Genomic DNA, 19,446 nt, shown 5'->3' with positions numbered 1-19,446 from the left:
CATGACCACGAGCCAGCCGACCGTCACCGCCTTCTCCGTCTACCCCGTGGCCGGCCGGGACAGCATGGAGCTGAACCTCTCCGGCGCCCACGGCCCCTACTTCACCCGCAACATCGTCGTCCTGACCGACTCCGAGGGACGCACCGGGCTCGGTGAGGTACCCGGCGGAGAGAAGATCACCCAGACGCTCAGGGACGCCGAGTCCCTGGTGCTCGGCGCGAAGGTCGGTGACTACAAGCGGGTGCTGCGCGAGATCGGCGACCGGTTCGCCGACCGGGACTCCGGCGGACGCGGCGCGCAGACCTTCGACCTGCGCACCACCGTCCACGCGGTCACCGCCGTCGAGTCCGCCCTGCTCGACCTGCTGGGACAGCACCTGGACGTGCCGGTCGCGGCCCTCCTCGGCGACGGACAGCAGCGCGACTCGGTCCGGGTCCTGGGCTACCTCTTCTACGTCGGGGACCCCGACCGCACCGACCTGGAGTACGTCCGCGAACCCGACGCCGACGACCCCTGGCACCGCGTCCGCCACGAGGAGGCCCTCACCCCCGAGGCCATCGTCCGACAGGCCGAGGCCGCCTACGCCCGCTACGGGTTCCGCGACTTCAAGCTGAAGGGCGGCGTCCTGGACGGCGCGGAGGAGGTCAAGGCCGTACGCGCGCTCAAGGAGCGCTTCCCCGAGGCCCGGATCACCCTCGACCCCAACGGCGCCTGGTCACTGCGCGAGGCCGTCGAACTCTGCGCGCCCCTCGTCGGGACCCTCGCCTACGCCGAGGACCCCTGCGGAGCCGAGGGCGGCTACTCCGGCCGGGAGGTGCTCGCGGAGTTCCGCCGGGCCACCGGCCTGCCCACCGCCACCAACATGATCGCCACCGACTGGCGGCAGCTCACTCATGCCCTCGCCCTGCAGTCGGTGTCCATCCCGCTGGCCGACCCGCACTTCTGGACCATGCAGGGCTCGGTGCGGGTGGCGCAGCTGTGCAACGCGATGGGACTGACCTGGGGCTGCCACTCCAACAACCATTTCGACATCTCCCTGGCGATGGTCACGCACTGCGGGGCCGCCGCGCCCGGCGAGTACAACGCCCTGGACACGCACTGGATCTGGCAGGAGGGCCTGGAGCGGCTCACCGTCGCCCCGCCCCGCATCGTCGACGGTGAGATAGCCGTGCCCGATGCCCCGGGCCTCGGCGTCCGGCTCGACATGGACCGTCTCCTCGCCGCCCACGAGCTGTACCTGGAGAAGGCGCTCGGCGCTCGGGATGACGCCGTCGGGATGCGCTACCTGGTGCCGGACTGGAAGTTCGACGCCAAGCGGCCCTGCCTCGTGCGCTGACCGGTCAGCCCCACAGCGCGCGCAGCGCCGCGTTGACGGCGCCCGGCTGCTGGGTGTGCGGGTAGTAGCCGTCCACCCGCAGCAGACGAGCGCCGACCGCCCGAGCCACCGCCTCGGCGCACGCGATCAGCGGCTCACCGGCGTAACGGCGGTACAGTTCGGGCGCGTCCTGCCAGGTCCCGCAGATCACCAGCGTCGGCCACGGCGCGTCGCGCAGCGGCTCCAGTTCCACTCGTGCCTCCCAGACCGGGCGTTCCCGCATCGAGGTGGCCACCGCCCGCAGCCGCTTCCCGGTCGGCTCGGGCATCGGCAGCCCGAGCCCCTCGGTGGAGGCCCGCAGATACTGCTCCGGGGTGACCGAATCCGGCACCCCGGCGCTGTCCGCCACCCGCCGCAGCATGTCCCGCACCACGGGGTGGTCCGGCGCGGCGGAGAACGCCGAGGGCTGGATCAGGGTCAGGGACCGCACCAGGTCGGGCCGCTGCCCCGCGGCGAGCATGGCGGCGAGGCCGCCGTTGCCGTGACCGACCAGGTGCGCCCCGCCGTCCTGCCGCGCCAGCACCTCCACCAGGTCGGCGGCGTCGGTGTCGAAGTCACTGCGGCCGGTGCCGGGGCTGCGCCCGTAGCCCCGGCGGTCCATCAGCAGCAGCCGGTGGCGCCCGGCCAGCGGACGCTGCGCCGCGAACCCGTAGGCGTCGTCGTCACCCCAGGTGAAGATGGAGTGCACCAGCACGGCGGTGGCTCCCGCCGCCCCCGTCTCGTCCCACACCGTGCAGTGCACGTCGGCCATGCCGCCTCACACGTCGTCGCAGGTCTCCCGGACATGACCTGAGCGGCCGCCGGGCAGCACGTCCAGGTCGCGTCGGACGATGCTGACGTCCTCGCCCCAGCCGGCGCAAGCCTTCTCCAGGCCCTTCTCGTCGTACTCGATCACCAGCACCGCGTCACCGAAGGCGCCGACGTACTCCTGGCACTCGTCGTACTTCCCGCACTCCTCCGCCACGGCGAAGTCCAGACCGACCTTCTCGCGGTCCCCGGCGAGCTGCGGGGTGTTCTTCTGGCCGATGGCCAGGCCCCGGTCGTGGGCGTGCGCGGCGAGCAGCGTGAGGAACGCCTCGGCGTCGCCCGCGCTCAGCAGCCCCTCGGGGGCCCGGGTGTAGCTGTCGTAGTTGTCCGGCTCGACCGCGTCGTAGCCCCGGTCCGCACAGCCGTCGATCCAGCCGTTCACCTTCTCGGCGATCCGCTCGCGCTTGCCGGCGGTGCCGATGTCCAGCATGGCCTCGCCCCAGTCCTCGTCCATGACGACCTCACCGTCCTCGTCGCGCAGCAGGAGGTCGGAGTCCCAGTCCCGTTCGGCGCCGGGCTGGGCCTGGAAGGCGTTGACGTAGCAGATGTTGTAGAGGCCGGCGGCGGGCCGCACCGTGTGGTCGCGTACGACGACCCGCACGCCGTCGGGCGGCGAGTACGGGCCGCCGAGCTGGTAGTCGAAGCCGGTGTGCGCGGGAGGCGGTGTCACCGTCGTGGCAGCCGTGGCCTTCGGGTCGCCCTCGGCGCCGCTCGAACACGCCGTGGCCAGCAGCGCGGTCAGGGCGGTCGTCACGGCGAGGACGGCGGCGGACGGACGGGTGCGGACGCGGTGGCTGCGCATGACTGACGGGCTCCATCTGGCGGACACGTCCCCGCCTCGGACCGGCAGTGGTCCTGGCGACTCGGTCCGGGCTCGCGGCACGGGGCCGCACACCGGCTGGGCATGTCTCACAGAAACCTAAGCGACGCCGAAATCGCACGTCAAACCGGGGCCGCGGCGGTCTCCAGGCGCACCACCAGCCCCTTGGACGCCGGTTGGTTGCTGAACTCGGCCACGCTGTCCAGCGGCACCAGGACGTTGGTCTCGGGGTAGTACGCGGCGGCGCACCCGCGGGCGCTGGGGTAGGCGACCACGGTGAAACCGGCGGCGCGCCGCTCCGTACCGTCGGGCCCCACACTCACCAGGTCCACCCGCGCCCCGTCGGCCAGCCCGAGCGCCGTGAGGTCGTCCGGGTTGACCATGACCACCCGACGGCTGCCGTGGATGCCCCGGTACCGGTCGTCGTTGGTGTACGGGACCGTGTTCCACTGGTCGTGGGAGCGCAGCGTCTGCAGCAGCAGGTGCCCCTCGGGGACCTCGGGCATCCGCCAGTCGTTGGGGGTGAACCGGGCCTTGCCCGAGGCCGTGCCGAACACCCCTTCGTTGACCGGGTTGGGCAGCCTGATGCCGCCGGGCCGGGCGACCCGCCGGTTGTAGTCGTGCAGCCCCGGCACGATGCGGGAGATCCGGTCGCGGATCGCCCCGTAGTCGGCCTCGAACCGGTCCCAGGGGATCCGGGTCCCGCCGTCCAGGGTGTGGCGGGCCAGCCGGCACAGGATCGCCACCTCGCTGAGCAGCAGCCGGGAGGCGGGTTCCAGCCGTCCGCGCGAGGCGTGCACCTCGCTCATGGAGTCCTCCACCGTGACGAACTGTTCGCCGGTGGCCTGCACGTCCCGCTCGGTGCGGCCCAGCGTCGGCAGGATCAGCGCCGTCTCGCCGCACACGGTGTGCGACCGGTTGAGCTTGGTGGAGACGTGCGCGGTGAGGCGGCACCGCCGCATGGCCTCCTCGGTGACCTCGCTGTCCGGGGCGGCCCGCACGAAGTTGCCCGCCACCCCGAGGAAGACCTTGACCCGCCCCTCGCGCATCGCCCTGATCGAGTTCACCGAGTCGAGGCCGTGGTGCCGGGGCGGCTCGAAGCCGAACTCGTCGCGCAGCGCGTCGAGGAAGGAGTCGGGCATCTGCTCCCAGATGCCCACCGTGCGGTCGCCCTGCACATTGCTGTGCCCGCGCACCGGGCAGGCCCCGGCGCCGGCCCGGCCGAGGTTTCCGCGCAGCAGCAGGAAGTTGACGATCTCCCTGATGGTGGGGACGCCGTGCCGGTGCTGGGTGACGCCCATGGCCCAGCAGACGATGACCCGCTCGCTCGCCAGCACGTCGTCGCGCACCTGCTCGATCTCCGCCCGGGTCAGTCCGGTCGCGCGGAGGATGTCCTCCCAGGCCACCGAGCGGGCGTGCCGGGAGAACTCGTCGAAACCGGTGGTACTGGACCGGATGAACTCGTGGTCGAGCACGGTGCCCGGCCGGGCGTCCTCCGCCTCCAGCAGGAGCCGGTTCAGCCCCTGGAACAGCGCGAGGTCGCCGCCGACGCGGATGCGCAGGAACCGGTCGGCGATCTCGACGCCGCGTCCGATCACGCCGCGCGGCTTCTGCGGGTTCTTGAACCGCAGCAGTCCCGCCTCCGGCAGTGGATTGACCGCGATGATCCGGGCCCCGCCCCGCTTGGCCGCCTCCAGGGCACTGAGCTGACGCGGATGGTTGGACCCGGGGTTCTGGCCCACCACGAAGATCAGGTCGGCGTGGTGCAGGTCCTCCAGGCTCACCGTGCCCTTGCCGGTGCCCAGCGTCTCGTGCAGGGCGAAGCCGCTGGACTCGTGGCACATGTTGCTGCAGTCGGGGAGGTTGTTGGTGCCGAAGGCCCGGGCGAAGAGCTGGAGGACGAACGCGGCCTCGTTGCTGACCCGGCCCGAGGTGTAGAAGACCGCCTCGTCGGGCGAGTCCAGTCCCCGGAGCTGCTCGGCGAGCAGCCCGAGGGCGTCCTGCCAGCCGATGGGCTCGTAGTGGTCCGAGCCCGGCCGCTTCACCATCGGCTCGGTGAGCCGGCCCTGCTGGTTGAGCCACAGGTCGGAGCGCCGGCCCAGTTCGGAGACGGAGTGCCGGCGGAAGAAGTCGGCAGTGATCCGGCGCGTGGTCGCCTCGTCGTTGATGTGCTTGGCGCCGTTCTCGCAGTACTCGTTGACGTGCCGGTGGCCGGGGGCCGGGTCGGCCCAGGCGCAGCCGGGGCAGTCGATGCCGCCGACCTGGTTCATGGTCAGCAGCGTCGTGCCGGTGCGCCGCAGCGAGGTCTCCTCCAGGGAGTACCGCAGCGCGTGCGCCACGGCGGGGGCGCCCGTGGCCCAGGTCTTGGGCGGTTCGACGGTGAGGTTCTCCGCGGGCTCGTCGCCCGGCGACTTCTGCGGCTTCGGCATCAGGCGGGTCTCTCGCTCTCTCCGGGTCGGGTCAGCCGTGCGGCCAGTGCGGGACCAGGCTCCTGGCCGGCACGGCCTCGGCCGGCAGGACATGACCGTCGCGGATCGTGCCCCGCCAGGCCCCTGACTCTTCCCCCAGTCCCTCGATGAACTCCTTGAAGTGCGCGAGCCCGGACCCGAGGACACGCCGCGTGATCCCGAGGGAGTCGGCGGGACCCGTCCGTACCGTGACCGACGTCCGGTCCGGTGCGAGCGCGGCGAACACCGCCTCGCCGCGCACCCGCGTACCCAGGACCCGCCAGCGCATCACCGTGTCCGGCCGCTGTTCGACGATCTCCGTCAGGAAGTCGCGGTGCACCGGACCGAGCCCGACCCGCCAGCGGACGAGCGTGGGTTTGATCTGCTCGGCGCCGCGCACCACGGACACGAACCGCGGGAAGACCTTGAACTGGGTCCACTGGTTGTAGGCGGTGCGCACCGGCACCGCGATCTCGATGGTCTCTTCGATGGTGCCCATGACCCGCCTGTCTCCGAGCGCTCGTCCTCTCCCAGTCTCGGGTGCCCCCCGAGGGGCCGCCACATGTCCTGGTCCTGCCGCGTGACCGTCATCCCGTCCAGACACGGACCCGGTCGACCTGTAGGTCGGCCGGCACGAGCGTCGGGCCGCCGAAGGAGCCCTGGGTGTTCTGCATGACCAGATAGTGCGGGGAGCCGACGACGCCCGACGTCTGGGTGTGCACCGGCTTCCCGTCGTAGAACCAGGTGATCTTCCCGGGCTCCCACCGGTGCCCGAAGGTGTGCCAGCCGGTGAGATCGCCGGACGGGCAGTGCCCCCGGTCGGTGTCCGTGGCGTGCCAGTACGAGCAGACCTCGCCGGACAGGCCCTCCATGGTGTCGGTCTCGCCGTCCCGGGGCCAGAACTCGCCGGTGTCCCACAGCGCCGGCCAGTTCGCGACCTCGCCGTCCGTCGACGGGACGCGGGCCCGGTACTCGACGGCGCCGTAGCTGTAGGAGAACGTGCCCATCGTGTTCACATGGGCCCCGGTGTGCCGGCGTGCCTTCCCCTTGCACGAGGCGTCCTCACCGGTCAGCCTCAGGTGCAGCGCCCCGCCGGACACGCCGACGTTCCGCGCGTCGTAGCAGGCGTCCTCGGCGCTGTTCACCGGGCCGGTGACGCCGGTGCCGAACCAGCCGGTGTTCCACTTCGAGGTGTCCAGCGAGTCCCCCTCGAACTCGTCGGAGAACCGGAGCTTCCACGCGCCGGACGAATCCCACGACGGACCGCCGCCGCCCGGCTCCCGCGCCGGCTCAGGTTCCGGCGTCGGCTCCGTCTTCGGCGTCGCACCGACGTTCAAGGTGATCGACGGCAGCGGATGCCACACCCCGTCGGTGTCCCGCCACGAGCCGAACATCGTGTACGAGCCCGCGGGGAACTCCCGCGCCCCCGAGGTGAAGGTGTGGCCCGACGGGCACAGCCGTACGCCGGACTCCGCGCCCGGGAAGTCGAGGTTGCGGCCGGCGTCGTCGCGTACGGCGACCGTGACCCGGTCCGCGGTGACGCACCGGTCCGCGGTGATCTCCAGCCGCGCCGACGCGCGCTGCCCGGCGGTGAGGTGCCCCGGTCCGAGGCCGAGTTGGGTGACGCGAGGACCTGAGGGGTCGCCACTGGCCGCGGTGGCGAGGGAAAGGGCCGCCGTCGCGACGGCCCCGGCGGTGACGAGGATGCCGATACGCAGTGAGCGCGGCTTCGGCCTGGCGTGCCGGCGTGTTGTCCGCATCGCGTGATTCCCCTCCGGTACGGCGAGGTTGGCCGGGACAAGGCAGGGTACTCCGCCCATTCTGGAAGGGAGAGCCGTTGTCTGCTGAGGAAAAGAAGAACATTTTCGTGATCGGCCTGGACGAGGCCAATCTGCCGACGCTCCAGGCCGTACCGGGCGCCGAATCACTGCGCTTCCACGGCCTGTTGACCGTCGGGGAACTGCAGGACGGAGAGGTGTCGCTACCGGAAGTGATCAAGAAAGCGGAGAGCGTGCTCGACGCTTTCGACGGACGCGTCGACGCGATCGTCGGCTACTGGGATTTCCCGGTGAGCACCCTCGTGCCGATCCTGGGCGAACGCTATGGCACCCGCGGCACCAGCCTCGCGTCGATCGTCAAGTGCGAGCACAAATACTGGAGCCGGGTGGAACAGCGCAAGGTCACCGACGCGCTGCCGCGCTTCGGCCGGGTCGACCTGGAGGCCGATCCGCCGCCGGTCCCGGAGGGCCTGCGCTTCCCGATGTGGCTCAAACCCGCCCTGTCCTACTCCTCCGAACTCGCCTTCGGCGTCAAGGACGAGCAGGAGTTCCGCAAGGCCGCCGCCGCGATACGGGAGGGCATCTCCCGGGTCGGCCGCCCCTTCGAGCACGTCCTCGACCGGGTCGACCTGCCGCCCGAGATGGACGGCGTCGGCGGCCGGGTGTGCCTGGCGGAAGAGGCGCTGACGGGCATCCAGGTCGCGGTGGAGGGCTACGTCCACCAGGGCGAGGTGACCGTGTACGGCACCCTGGACTCCATCGACTACCCCGACTCGCCGTGCTTCCTGCGCCACCAGTACCCCTCCACCCTGCCGCCCCCGGTGATCGACCGGCTGCACGACGTCACCCGGCGCGTGATGACCCGGATCGGCTTCGACTCGGCGACCTTCAGCGTGGAGTACTTCTACGACCCGAAGACGCAGGAGGTCAGCCTGCTGGAGATCAACCCCCGCCACTCCCAGTCGCACGCCGAGCTGTTCGAGTACGTGGACGGGGTGCCCAACCACCACTGCATGGTCGCCCTCGCCCTCGGGACCGATCCCACGATGCCGTACCGGCAGGGCGAGTACGCCATGGCCGCCAAGTGGTACTACCGCTGGTTCACGGACGGCGTGGTGCGCGAGGTGCCCTCGCCCGAGGAGGTCGCGCGGATCGAACGCGAGATACCGGGTGTGCGCGTCCACGTCATACCGGAACGGGGGCAGCGGCTCTCGGACCTGTCCCAGCAGGACAGTTACAGCTACGAGGTGGCGCACATCTTCACCGGCGGTGACGACGAGGAAGACCTGCGCCGCAAGTTCGACCAGTGCGTGGCGGCCCTCGGGCTCGTGATCGACGAGCCCGGAGCGGGACCGCGCGCGTAAGGAGGCCGCCGCATGCGCCACGTGACCCATCTGCCGTACGCGACGAAGGAAGAGGAACACGTCGTCGTCCCCCTGTCCGACGGCGTCCGCCTGTCGGCGCGGATCTGGCGCCCCACCTCCTCCGACCACGACCCCGTGCCGGCGGTCCTGGAGTACATCCCCTACCGCAAACGCGACCTGACCGCCGTCCGCGACTCCGTCCACCACCCCTACCTGGCCGGCCACGGCTACGCCTGCGTCCGCGTCGACCTGCGCGGCACCGGAGAGTCGGAAGGTGTCCTGAAGGACGAGTACCTGGAGCGGGAACAGCGCGACGCGGAGGAGGTGCTGGCCTGGCTCGCCGAGCAGCCCTGGTGCGACGGCTCCCTGGGGATGATGGGCATCTCCTGGGGCGCCTTCGCGGCCCTCCAGGTGGCGGCCCGGCAGCCGCCCGGGCTCAAGGCGATCGTCATCGCCTCCTTCACCGACGACCGGCACGCCGACGACATGCACTACATGGGCGGGGCGATGCTCTCCGACAACCTGGCCGAGGCGGGCACCATGTTCGCCTACGCCACCTGCCCGCCCGACCCGGCCGTGGTCGGCGAGAGCTGGCGCGAGATGTGGCGGGAGCGCCTGGAGCACACCGAGCCCTGGGTCCTGCCGTGGCTGCGCCACCAGCGCCGCGACGACTACTGGCGGCACGCCTCCGTCGGGGAGCGGCCCGAGGACGTCCGCTGCCCGGTGCTCGCCTCCAGCGGCTGGGCGGACGGCTACTCCAACGCCGTCACCCGGCTCCTGGCCCGCCTCGACGTCCCCCGCAAGGGACTGATCGGGCCCTGGTCGCACAAGTACCCCCACCTGGGTGAGCCCGGCCCCGCCATCGGCTACCTCCAGGAGGTGGTGCGCTGGTGGGACCACTGGCTCAAGGGCGCCGAGAACGGCGTCATGGACGGCCCGATGCTGCACACCTGGATGCAGGACAGCGTGCCGCCGTCCACCGCCTACGAGGAACGGCCCGGCCGCTGGGTGGCGGAGCCGTCCTGGCCCTCACCCAACGTCCACCCCGTCGCCCACCCCCTGGTACGGCACCGGATCGCGCCGCCCGGTGAGCCCGCGGCCGACGGGGACGGTGAGGTGCTCACCGTGCAGTCGCCGCTGTCCGTCGGTCAGTTCGGCGGAAAATGGGCCTCGTACAACGCGCCCCCCGACCTGCCCTACGACCAGCGGGAGGAGGACGGCGGCTCCCTCGTCTTCGAGACCGATCCGCTCACCGAGCCGCTGGAGATCCTCGGCTCGCCGACCGTGGACCTCGACCTCTGCGTCGACCAGCCGGTCGCCATGGTGGCCGCCCGGCTCTCCGACGTCCGCCCCGACGGGGCCGCGACCCGGGTGACGTACGGCCTGCTCAACCTCACCCGGCACGAGAGCACCGAGCACCCCGAACCCCTGGAGCCCGGCCGCCGTTACCGCGCCACCGTCCACCTCAACGGAGTGGCGCAGACCTTCCCGCCCGGCCACCGCGTACGGCTGTCCCTGTCGACGTCCTACTGGCCGCTGGCCTGGCCGCCGCCGAAGCCGGCCCGCCTGGGTGTCCGCGAGCACTCCAGCACGCTCACGCTGCCGGTCCGCCCGGCGGACGCGCCCGACGGCACACCGGCCGCCCCGTTCGGCGAACCGGAGGGCACCGAGCCGCTCGCCACCACGCAGCTCACCCCGCCCGAGGAACGCTGGGAGGTGAGGCGCGACCTGATCGACTACCACGCCGCACTGGACATCGTGAAGGACCGCGGCACGGTCCGCTTCGAGGAGATCGGCCTGGACGTGGGCCGCCGCGCCCACGAGCGCTACGCGGCGGTCGCCGACGACTTCACCTCCGTCAGCGGGGAGTCGACCTGGACCATGACGTTCCGGCGCGCGGACTGGGACGTCCGCGTCGTCACGCACACCCGGCTCACCTGCGACGAACGAGACTTCCACGTCGACGCCACGCTCGACGGCTACGAAGGCGACCGCCGGGTCTTCTCCCGCACCTGGAACGAGACGGTCCGACGCGATCTGCTGTAGGGCGCCCCTCCGCTGAAGATCCCATTGGCTTAGGCTTACCTAAGCTTTACCTCGGGAACACCTTCAGCCTGCCCTCGTCAGTGGGGCACCCGCAGAAAGACCGCACCCATGCCTACCCTCCACCGACGTGTCCCCCTGACCGCCGCGGGCGCCGTGGCCCTCGCGCTGGCCGGCGCACTCGTGCCGGCGAACGCCGAGGCCGCGGCGCCCGCCTCGTCCGTCACCTCCGCACCGCTCGTCCAGGGGCTTTACCAGTCCGCGTACTCGGAGCGCAACGACGTGCTGTGGGCGACGGCGTCGGTCGGGCAGCCCCCGGCGGCGGTCATCCGGTCGCGGCTGGTGCGGCTCGACCCGGACACCCTGGAGGTGGAGGCGGCCTTCGACGCCCCGCTCGACGAGACCGACGGCACCATCGAGGCGGTCTACGGCATCGACGTCGACGACGAGCACAACACGGTGTGGGTCACCAACACCCGCAACGACAGCGTCGCCGTCTACAGCCAGCGCACCGGCCGGCACCTGGCGACCGTGCCCGGCGTCGAACACGCGCGGGAGGTCGTCGTGGACGAGGAGCGCGACCTGGTGTGGGCGAGCGCCTACGGCAGCGGCTCGGTCGTCGCCTTCGACAGCCGTACGTACCGGGAGGTCAGGCGCGTCACCGTGGCGGGGGCCGGTCCGACGGGACTGGCGCTGGACGCGCGGACCGGCACCGTCCACGCCGCCGACTTCGCCCACGACCGCGTCCTGAGCATCACCCCCCGGTCCGACGTCCCCCGGACCGCCCCCACCGGGGACGGCCCCCTCTCGGTCGCGCTCTCCGCCGACGGCCGCACCGCCTACACCGCCGACCAGGGCGCGGGCACGGTGTCGGTCGTCGATCTGCGCAAGGGCGCGGTCACCCGGTCCATAACGACCGGCGAGGGCGCCAAGTCCGTGGCGACCGACCCGTGTTCCGGCCGGGTCCTGGTCGTCAACCGGCTGGCCGCGACCGTCTCCGTCGTCGCCCCGCGGCCGGGCACCGTCACGGAGACCATCGCCACCGCGGCGCTCCCCAACCACGTTCACGTGCGCCACGACGGCACCGCCTACGTCCTGGACAAGTCGGCCTCGGGGCCGGGCGGCGAGGACCGCGTCACGCGCATCACCCTCGCCGCCCGCTGAGGGGTCAGCCGCCGAGCGCGTAGAAGCGGATCGGCGAGTTCGGCCGGAAGCCGATGCGCGGGTACACGGGCGCGCCGGCTTCCGTGGCGTGCAGCGTCGCCCGCGTCAGCCCGGTGGCCCGCGCGCCCTCGTGCAGCGCCTTCCTGGTCACGGCCTCGCCGTAGCCCCGGCGCTGCCAGCGGGGGTCCGTGGCGACGAGGGCCACGAAGAGACGGCCGTCGGCCGGCACGGCTCCGGCGCACGCCACCGGGACCCCGTCCCGCAGGGCAAGATAGGCGTACACGTCGTTCTTCCAGAGCGCGGAGCCGGCCAGCCCGTCGCGGCCCTCGTCGAGCGGGAAGCCGTACGCGCGGGAGTTGAGGTCCGCGTAGGCCGTCAGGTGGTCGTCGGTGCGGACCCGCGTGAAGGTCAGGTCGGGGTGGACGGGGTCGGGCACGGGCAGCAGGTCCCCGGCCATGCCGGTGCCGGGGAAGGCGAGCCGGAGTCCCGCCCGTCCGGCTGCGTCGTCCAGGGCCGCGCGGGCCGCGTCGTCCAGGAGGTCCTCGAAGAGCCAGAGGAAACCGGGGTGCCGCTTGGACCGCATGACGTCGGCGGCCTGGGCCAGCCGCCGGGCCAGGAGGGCGGCGTCGGCCTTCACCTCGGTCAGCGTGACGCAGTTCCAGAAGGCGAAGCGGCTGTCCGCCCAGCGGACGGCGATGCCCGGCAGGTCACGTACGTCTGCCCCCGGGTCGCGGTCGAGGACCATGACCCGCCACACCGTGGCGAGCTGCTCCATCGATTCGGTCGAGTCCGCGAGATCCTTCACCGAAACTCCTCAAACGGTCGTGTGCGTGGAGAGCTGTCGCAAAGTCAACGAGCAAAAGGGGCCCCGGGTTCACGCGTCTGCGCGCCGCCGGTGGGCGACGCGCAGACGGGCCGTGCGAGGTGAGGTGTCCCTCTCAGGTGCGGCGGCTCAGGCCCAGCAGCCGTTCACCGTGGCGGCGAGGCCGTCCATGGCGTCCTTGATGTCGGCCGGGGCGGCCGTGGAGTTGTTCTCGATGAACGAGAAGATCCGCCACTCGCCGTCCTCGGTCTGCGTCACACCGCTCAGCGCGATGGCCCCGGTGAGGGTGCCGGTCTTCGCCTGCACCTTGCCGACGGCGCACTCGGAGTTGGCGTCGTCGAAGCGTCCCCACTCCGGGCCGAGGCTGGCACCGGCCTCGCCGGCGACCGGCAGGCCGTCCAGGATCGAGCTGAGGGCGGGGGCCTCGGTGATCGAGTCGAGGAGCTGCGCGAGGGTGGCCGCCGGGATGCGGTCGGCACGGGAGAGACCGCTGCCGTCGTACATCTCGAAGTTGTCGAGCGAGATGCCGTACGAGCTGAGCACCTGGCGCACCAGCTCGACGCCGCCCTCGAAGGTGGCGGGCTTGCCCATCTCCACGGCGGTCATCCGCAGCAGGGTCTCGGCGATGTTGTTGTCGCTGGTCTTGAGCATCTGCTTGACGATCGACGACAGCGGTGCCGACTTGTGCTGCGCCACCGGCACGTCGGACTGCTTCGCCGTCGCCCGGCTGACCTCGCCGTCGACGGTGACGCCCTGCGCCGCGAGCTGCTCGGCGAAGACGTTGCCGGCGTCGATGGAGGTGTCGTTCACCGCGGCGCCGTCGACGACGAGGGAACGGACCGGGGCCACCTCGGTGGGGTAGTAGCCCTCGTTCCAGCCGTTGGCGAGGGTCGGCTCGGCGAACAGGCTGTCGTCCACGCGGACCTTGACGTCGGTGACGCCCGCGGCCTTGAGGCCGTCGACCGCCGTCTTCGCCATCTCGGCCAGGTCGTCGCTGGTGAGAGTGCGGTCGCCGCCGCCGATCAGGGTGAGGGTGCCGTCGCCGTAGACGACCTTGGTGGTGAACTCGTGGTTCGCGCCGAGCAGCGTCAGGGCGGTGGTCGCCGTGGCGAGCTTGGCGTTGGAGGCCGGCATGAGCGCGGTGGAACCGTTGTGGTCCCACAGGGCGGTGTCCGAGTCGGCGTCGAGGACCACGCCGCTGACGTCGGAGCCCAGGCGTTCGTCGGTGACGCGCTCGGTGAGGTTCTTCACCAACTGCGCGTCGTCGGCGTCGAGGCCGTCGACCGAGATGCCCTGCGTCGCCGTCGTGGAGGTGCTGTCGGCGGCGAACGCCGACGTGCCGGCCAGGGTGGCCGAGGCCACCGGCACGGCCATCGCGAGCACGAGGGCCCGGCGCGCGCCGACGCGGCTCACTCTCGCCTTGCGGTGCCGGCGGTGACCGCCGGGGGAGAAGGTGTTCGTGGGGGTTTCTTCTGGCGTGCCAGTCATAAACGAAATCCAGAGATCGGGTACATCGTTCTGTGGGGTGGAACGGCGGGCACGTTACCAGCCGTCAGATGAGCAACTGAGATGCAGAATGATTGTGTGTGAACGAACTGCAACGAACCATGACCGGTTCGTGACGGCGTGAGCCAGAAAGCCGTCCTTTTGACGAGAAGTAAAGTGCGGAGGCGTTTTCCGGGACGCCCTCTTGAAGGCTTCCTTCAGGTGTTGTCGGGCAGGTTCTCCTGCCCTTTGGTGCAAGAGGTCGCGGCGGTACCGGCCGTGTCACATCCCGACGGCACCGTCGAGGCGTTCGCGCAGCAGATCGGCGTGACCGTTGTGCCGGGCGTACTCCGCGATCATGTTCACCATGATCCAGCGCAGCGACACCGGCTCTCCCGTACGCGCACGGATGCCCGTCTCGTCCAGCGTCGCCGCAGCGGCGACGATCCGCCGCGACCGTTCGCACTCCGCGCGCCAGACGGCGAAGGCCTCCTCGGGATCACCGTCGAGCCGCTCGAAATCCTGGGACGGGTCGTCGTCGGAGTAGTGCAGCATCGGGACGTCCTCACCGGCGAACTGCATACGGAACCACCACCGTTCGGCACCGGCCAGGTGCCGTACCAGGCCGTGCAGGGAGATCCCGGACGGCGGCACCGCCGGCGTGGACAACTGCTCGGCGGACAAGCCGGAGCACTTCTGCTCGAACGTCGCCCGGTGCCAGTCCAGGAACGCGCCGAGGGTCTCGCGTTCGGTGCCGACGGAGGGCAGTGCGGGGCGGGCGCCGGCGGCCCAACGGGGCGCGTAGTGCTGGGGTACGGGCGTGTCGCTCATGGTCCGCCTTCCGGTCCGGGGCCCCGGGGGTCGGCCGGGGTCCCGTGGAGTCTGGCAGGCACCACTGACATCGCCCGGCCACACGCTCACCCCGCCGGGGACGCGTCCGGCTCCTCGCCGGCCGCGACGGCGCAGCGGCGGGCCAGCTGCGCGAACGCCTCGCGCAGCTCGGCGGGCCGGACGTCGTGGAGACCGGCGTCGAACCGGCCCATCGCCGAGGCCAGCCCCATCCACGACCAGGAGCCGAGCACCACCCGGCAGCGGCCGGGGCCCAGCGCCTCCACCATTCCGTCCTGTACGTAGGGAGCGACGGAGGCCGCGGGCACGTCCAGGACCGCCTCGCCCCGGCAGGGCCGGCCGGCCGGGCCGTCGGAGCCGCGGAACCGCCCGGCGACGAAGGCGGCCACGTCACCGCCCGGCACCTCGCGCGGGGTGAAGCGGGGGCCGGTGGGCGTGCGCGGGGAGACGCGGTCCACGCGGAAGGTGCGCCAGTCCGCACGGTCCAGATCCCAGGCGAGGAGGTACCAGCGGCCCCGCCAGGCGATCAGGTGGTGGGGCTGCACCCGGCGCCGTGCGACGCCGGTGTCCTCCGGGCCCGGGGCGGCGGTGGAGGCGGTGGCGTAGTCGAAGCGCAGTTCCTCACGGGCGTGGATCGCGCCGCTGATCTCCATCAGCACCCCGCTGTCCGCCTGCACCGGCTCGGCCTCGGGCGGAGCGACCACGGTCACCTGGAGCGCGGCGATCCGGTGCCGCAGCCGGGCCGGCAGTACCTGCCGGAGGGTGGTGAGGGCGCGGGCGGCGTCCTCCGCGATCCCCGCGCCGGTCACGGTGGCCGTCCGGAGCGCCACCGCGAGGGCGACGGCCTGCTCGTCGTCGAACAGCAGCGGGGGCAGCTGCGATCCGGCGTCGAGGCGGTAGCCGCCGTCGGGTCCTCTGACCGCCGTGACGGGGTAGCCGAGTTCCCGCAGCCGGTCCACGTCGCGGCGGACCGTGCGCGCGCTCACGTCGAGCCGGTCGGCCAGTTCCTCTCCGGACCAGTCGCGGCGGGTCTGGAGGAGCGAGAGCAGCGCGAGCAGTCGTGCGGACGTTTTCGGCATGGGACACATCCTCCTCCCGGTAGCGGACACACCCTGTCCGCTACCCCTGCGAGTGTGAGGTCACCGACGCCGGCCGGGGTCCGACAAGGACCGTCACCGGCCGGCGTCCGACCCGAAACCGCACGCGGAACCACAGGCCAGGAGCCCCCATGTCCATCAAGACCACGACCCACCTCAACTTCCGGGGCGACGCCCGCGCCGCGCTCGACTTCTACTCCTCCGTCTTCGGCGGCCAGGTCGTCGCCGTGACCTACAAGGACACCGGGAACGTCCCCGTCCAGGCCGAGGCGGACTGGGTGATGTGGGGCCAGGTGACCGCGGACAACGGCTTCCACGTCATGGCCTACGACGTGCCGTCCGCGATGCCGTACCACCCGGGCGAGAACCCCGTCTTCGTCTCGGTGCGCGGTGACGACGCCGACGAGATCACCGGCCTGTGGGAGAAGCTGTCCGCCGGCGCGACCGTCGTGCAGCCGCTGGCACCCTCCGCCTGGGCACCGCTGTACGGGATGCTCAAGGACAGCTTCGGCGTCGTCTGGGTGCTGGACGTCGCCGCCCCGTACAACGGCTGACCTCCCCCTCCTCCAGCGGGGTGCGGCCGGCCGGCCGCACCCCGCCCCTCCGCCCTTCCGCCGCGAACCAAGGGAACCACCGCTGTGAGAACGCGTGAGCTGGGCCGCACCGGCATCCAGGTCAGCGCCTACTGCCTGGGCACGATGATGTTCGGCAAGCTGGGCAACCCCGACCACGAGGACTGTGCCCGGATGGTGCACCGGGCACTGGACGCCGGGATCAACTTCATCGACACCGCCGACGTCTACGGCTACAGCGAGACCGAGGAGATCGTCGGCAAGGCGCTGAAGGGCCGGCGTGACGACGTGGTGCTGGCCACCAAGGTCAACGGCCGGATGGGGGAGGGCCCCAACCGCGGCGGCAGCTCCCGGCGCTGGATCATCGCCGGGGTGGAACAGTCGCTGCGCCGCCTGCGGACCGACCACATCGACCTCTACCAGCTCCACCACCCCGACCCCACGACCGACATCGAGGAGACCCTGTCCGCGCTGACCGACCTGGTGCGCGCCGGCAAGGTCCGCGCGATCGGCACCTCCAACCTGCCGCCCTCGCAGATCGTCGAGGCACAGTGGACGGCGCAGCGGTGCGCACTGCACCGGCCGCGCACCGAGCAGCCCCCGTACTCCCTCCTCAACCGCGGCATCGAACGCGAGGTGCTGCCGGTCTGCCGGACGTACGGCATGGGCGTCCTGGTGTGGAGCCCGCTGGCCATGGGACTGCTGACGGGGAAGTACCGCAAGGGCGCTCCGCGGCCGGACAACCAGAGGATGCGCTGGGTGCCCGCGCACCTGACCGACGAGCGCAAACTCGACGCCGTGCAGCGGCTCGCCACCGTCGCCGAGGAGGCCGGTCTGTCACTGCCCCACCTGGCCATGGCCTTCGCCACCGCCCACCCCGACGTCAGCTCGGCCATCATCGGCCCCCGCACCCGCGAGCAGCTGGACGACCTCCTCGCGGGCGCGGCCACCACACTCGGCGACGACGTCCTCGACCGGATCGACGAGATCGTCCCGCCCGGCACCGACGTGGGCCCCATCGACGTGTCCTACACTCCGCCGTCCCTCACCCGCCCCGCCCTGCGCAGGCGCCCGGCCGGCGAACGGGCCGCGGCCTGAGACCATGACGACCGTCCTCGACACCCGCGCCCTGAACCGCGCCATGCTCGCCCGGCAGTTCCTGCTCGACCGGACCACCGCCCCCGCCCTCGACGTCATCACCCACCTGTGCGGCATGCAGGCCCAGGAGCCGCAGGAGCCCTTCACCGGACTCTGGTCGCGGATACGGGCCTTCCGGCCCCCGCACCTGGACACGCTGCTGACGCGGCGCACGGCCGTACGCACCCACCTGATGCGCCGCACCGTCCACCTCATGACCGCCGACGACGCACTGGCCTGGCGCGCCCGGCACGACAGCATGCTGCGGCAGCGGGTCGTGACGACCTACCGCGCCGAACTCGCCGGCCTCGACCTGGAGGAGGTCGCGGCGGCCGGGCGGGCGGTGATGGCCGACGGCCGGCCCCGCACCATGGCCGAACTGGTCCAGGCCCTCGACGGCCGCTGGCCCGGACCTCCCCGCCGGGTCCTGGGCGAACTGCTCGTCGCCGCCCTCGTCCCCGTGGCCCAGCTGCCGCCGCGCGGGCTGTGGAGGGCCAAGGCGGGCGTACGCAACCTGCCGCTGGCGACCTGGCTCGGCAGGGACCCCGACCCGCTCCCCGCCGACGGCTCCGACCCCGTGGGCCGGACCCTGGTCCGCCGCTACCTGGCCGCCTACGGACCCGCCGCCTCCGCCGACCTGCGCTCCTGGTGCGGCCTGACCGGACTGCCCGCCGCCGTCAAGGCCGTGCGCGACGAACTCGTCACCTTCCGCGACGAGCGAGGACGCGAACTCCTCGACCTGCCGGACGCGCCGCGCCCCGACCCGGACACCCCCGCACCCGTCCGGTTCCTGCCGGCGTTCGACAACGCGATCCTCGGCTACCACGACCGCACCCGTGTCATCGACGACGCCCACCGCGGCCTGTCGGTCGCCGGCGAACGGGTCGTCCTGGTCGACGGCCGGGTCTCCGCCACCTGGACCATGGACCTCGGCACCCTCGTCGTCACCCCGCTCAGGACCCTCTCCCCGGCGGAGCGCGCCGACGTCACCGAGGAGGGCCGGGCACTGGCCGCCTTCCTGACCGATGACACCGATGACGCCGACGGCGGTACCGAGGACCACAGCGACGACACCGCCGGCCGCGTACGGCTGGAGCGGCACGGCTGATCAGGGCCCGGCGGCCCAGCCGGTGGCGGCCACCACCTCCCGGGCGATGTCGGTGACCCGGCGGCCGTCCGTCACCACCCGCACGGTGTCCGCCGGGGCCCGCTCGTCGAGGAGCCGCGCCTTGCGCAGGCTGCCGCGCAGCTCCTGGTCCAGCTCCGAGCCGAGTTCACGGCCCGTCAGCCGCTCGCGGGCGGTGGCGTCGGAGGCGGTGAGCAGGACCCGTACGATCCGCACCCCGGCGCCCATCGCCCGCTCGAACATGCCCGCGGTACCGGGCAGGACGCACAGCGTGTTCGTGTAGACCAGGCGCCGGTAGCCGCGCCGGGCGTAGTTCCCCCACACCGCGGCCAGGTTGGCCTCGGTGATCTCCGCGCGGTGCGGGTCGCCCCGCGGGGCCGGATGCGCCTGCCCCATGAAGTCACCCTCGATGACCGCGTGCGCGACCCCGGCGGCGCGCAGCAGCACGGACACCTCCCACGCCACCGTCGTCTTCCCGACACCGGCCCGTCCTCCGACGAGCAGCACTTCCGCGTCATCCACCGGCGCAGCCTGTCACAAGGCTTCCCCCTGTGCACGC

The 19,446-nt window shown here is 72.2% G+C and carries 17 protein-coding genes; 7 read left to right on the top strand and 10 right to left on the bottom strand.

Annotated elements, in window-relative coordinates; genetic code table 11:
* Position 1: 1 nt before the first annotated feature.
* A complete protein-coding gene (locus ACZ3IG_RS05800; RefSeq protein ID WP_467429408.1) occupies positions 2–1,336 on the top strand; it encodes an enolase C-terminal domain-like protein in 1,335 nt (444 codons plus the stop codon).
* A gap of 4 nt (positions 1,337–1,340) precedes the next feature.
* On the opposite strand, the gene ACZ3IG_RS05795 is transcribed toward ACZ3IG_RS05800, so the two are convergent.
* From ACZ3IG_RS05795 to ACZ3IG_RS05775, 5 genes are all read right to left on the bottom strand, one after another.
* Positions 1,341–2,126 carry an alpha/beta fold hydrolase gene (locus ACZ3IG_RS05795; protein WP_467429405.1) on the bottom strand — a complete coding sequence of 262 codons (786 nt, stop codon included), beginning with the start codon at positions 2,124–2,126 and terminating at the stop codon, positions 1,341–1,343.
* A gap of 6 nt (positions 2,127–2,132) precedes the next feature.
* Positions 2,133–2,984: an endo alpha-1,4 polygalactosaminidase gene (locus ACZ3IG_RS05790; protein WP_467429403.1), complete on the bottom strand. Its 852-nt coding sequence runs from the start codon at positions 2,982–2,984 to the stop codon at positions 2,133–2,135.
* A 140-nt stretch (positions 2,985–3,124) separates the two neighbouring features.
* Positions 3,125–5,431, bottom strand: a complete 2,307-nt coding sequence (locus ACZ3IG_RS05785) for an FdhF/YdeP family oxidoreductase (RefSeq protein WP_467429402.1) — start codon at positions 5,429–5,431, stop codon at positions 3,125–3,127.
* A 31-nt stretch (positions 5,432–5,462) separates the two neighbouring features.
* Complete coding sequence (locus ACZ3IG_RS05780; protein ID WP_467429400.1) at positions 5,463–5,948, bottom strand: SRPBCC family protein; 486 nt, start codon at positions 5,946–5,948, stop codon at positions 5,463–5,465.
* A gap of 88 nt (positions 5,949–6,036) precedes the next feature.
* Positions 6,037–7,209, bottom strand: a complete 1,173-nt coding sequence (locus tag ACZ3IG_RS05775; RefSeq protein WP_467429398.1) for a glycoside hydrolase family 16 protein — start codon at positions 7,207–7,209, stop codon at positions 6,037–6,039.
* Between the two features lie 77 nt (positions 7,210–7,286).
* Here ACZ3IG_RS05775 and ACZ3IG_RS05770 point away from each other — a divergent pair, with 77 nt between their 5' ends.
* The 3 genes from ACZ3IG_RS05770 (at position 7,287) to ACZ3IG_RS05760 (ending at position 11,798) form a co-directional block, all read left to right on the top strand.
* The gene (locus ACZ3IG_RS05770; RefSeq protein ID WP_467429396.1) at positions 7,287–8,591 is read left to right on the top strand and encodes an ATP-grasp domain-containing protein; all 1,305 of its coding nucleotides are present in this window, start codon (positions 7,287–7,289) and stop codon (positions 8,589–8,591) included.
* A gap of 12 nt (positions 8,592–8,603) precedes the next feature.
* Positions 8,604–10,637 (top strand): CocE/NonD family hydrolase, encoded by a 2,034-nt coding sequence (locus ACZ3IG_RS05765; RefSeq protein WP_467429394.1) that lies wholly within the window; start codon positions 8,604–8,606, stop codon positions 10,635–10,637.
* A gap of 108 nt (positions 10,638–10,745) precedes the next feature.
* A complete protein-coding gene (locus tag ACZ3IG_RS05760; protein WP_467429392.1) occupies positions 10,746–11,798 on the top strand; it encodes a YncE family protein in 1,053 nt (350 codons plus the stop codon).
* Positions 11,799–11,802: 4 nt separating this feature from the next.
* On the opposite strand, the gene ACZ3IG_RS05755 is transcribed toward ACZ3IG_RS05760, so the two are convergent.
* From ACZ3IG_RS05755 to ACZ3IG_RS05740, 4 genes are all read right to left on the bottom strand, one after another.
* Positions 11,803–12,573, bottom strand: a complete 771-nt coding sequence (locus ACZ3IG_RS05755) for a GNAT family N-acetyltransferase (RefSeq protein WP_467430501.1) — start codon at positions 12,571–12,573, stop codon at positions 11,803–11,805.
* A 177-nt stretch (positions 12,574–12,750) separates the two neighbouring features.
* The gene (dacB, locus tag ACZ3IG_RS05750; protein WP_467429390.1) at positions 12,751–14,109 is read right to left on the bottom strand and encodes a D-alanyl-D-alanine carboxypeptidase/D-alanyl-D-alanine endopeptidase; all 1,359 of its coding nucleotides are present in this window, start codon (positions 14,107–14,109) and stop codon (positions 12,751–12,753) included.
* 279 nt (positions 14,110–14,388) lie between these two features.
* The gene (locus ACZ3IG_RS05745) at positions 14,389–14,937 is read right to left on the bottom strand and encodes a DinB family protein (protein ID WP_467429387.1); all 549 of its coding nucleotides are present in this window, start codon (positions 14,935–14,937) and stop codon (positions 14,389–14,391) included.
* Positions 14,938–15,023: 86 nt separating this feature from the next.
* Positions 15,024–16,034 (bottom strand): helix-turn-helix transcriptional regulator, encoded by a 1,011-nt coding sequence (locus ACZ3IG_RS05740; protein WP_467429385.1) that lies wholly within the window; start codon positions 16,032–16,034, stop codon positions 15,024–15,026.
* A 149-nt stretch (positions 16,035–16,183) separates the two neighbouring features.
* Here ACZ3IG_RS05740 and ACZ3IG_RS05735 point away from each other — a divergent pair, with 149 nt between their 5' ends.
* From ACZ3IG_RS05735 to ACZ3IG_RS05725, 3 genes are all read left to right on the top strand, one after another.
* On the top strand, positions 16,184–16,606 hold the full coding sequence (locus ACZ3IG_RS05735) for a VOC family protein (protein WP_403534410.1): 423 nt from the start codon (positions 16,184–16,186) through the stop codon (positions 16,604–16,606).
* Positions 16,607–16,690: 84 nt separating this feature from the next.
* On the top strand, positions 16,691–17,722 hold the full coding sequence (locus tag ACZ3IG_RS05730; protein ID WP_467429381.1) for an aldo/keto reductase: 1,032 nt from the start codon (positions 16,691–16,693) through the stop codon (positions 17,720–17,722).
* A 4-nt stretch (positions 17,723–17,726) separates the two neighbouring features.
* On the top strand, positions 17,727–18,869 hold the full coding sequence (locus tag ACZ3IG_RS05725) for a winged helix DNA-binding domain-containing protein (protein ID WP_467429380.1): 1,143 nt from the start codon (positions 17,727–17,729) through the stop codon (positions 18,867–18,869).
* Here the strand turns inward: ACZ3IG_RS05725 and ACZ3IG_RS05720 are convergent, their stop codons facing one another.
* Positions 18,870–19,409, bottom strand: coding sequence for an AAA family ATPase (locus tag ACZ3IG_RS05720; RefSeq protein ID WP_467429378.1), 540 nt, complete (start codon positions 19,407–19,409; stop codon positions 18,870–18,872).
* Positions 19,410–19,446 lie beyond the last annotated feature (37 nt).

It is taken from the genome of Streptomyces sp. NPDC016677 (assembly GCF_055562815.1).
The sequence above is the reverse complement of the archived record's forward strand: the minus strand, read 5'-3'. Positions and strand labels throughout refer to the sequence as shown.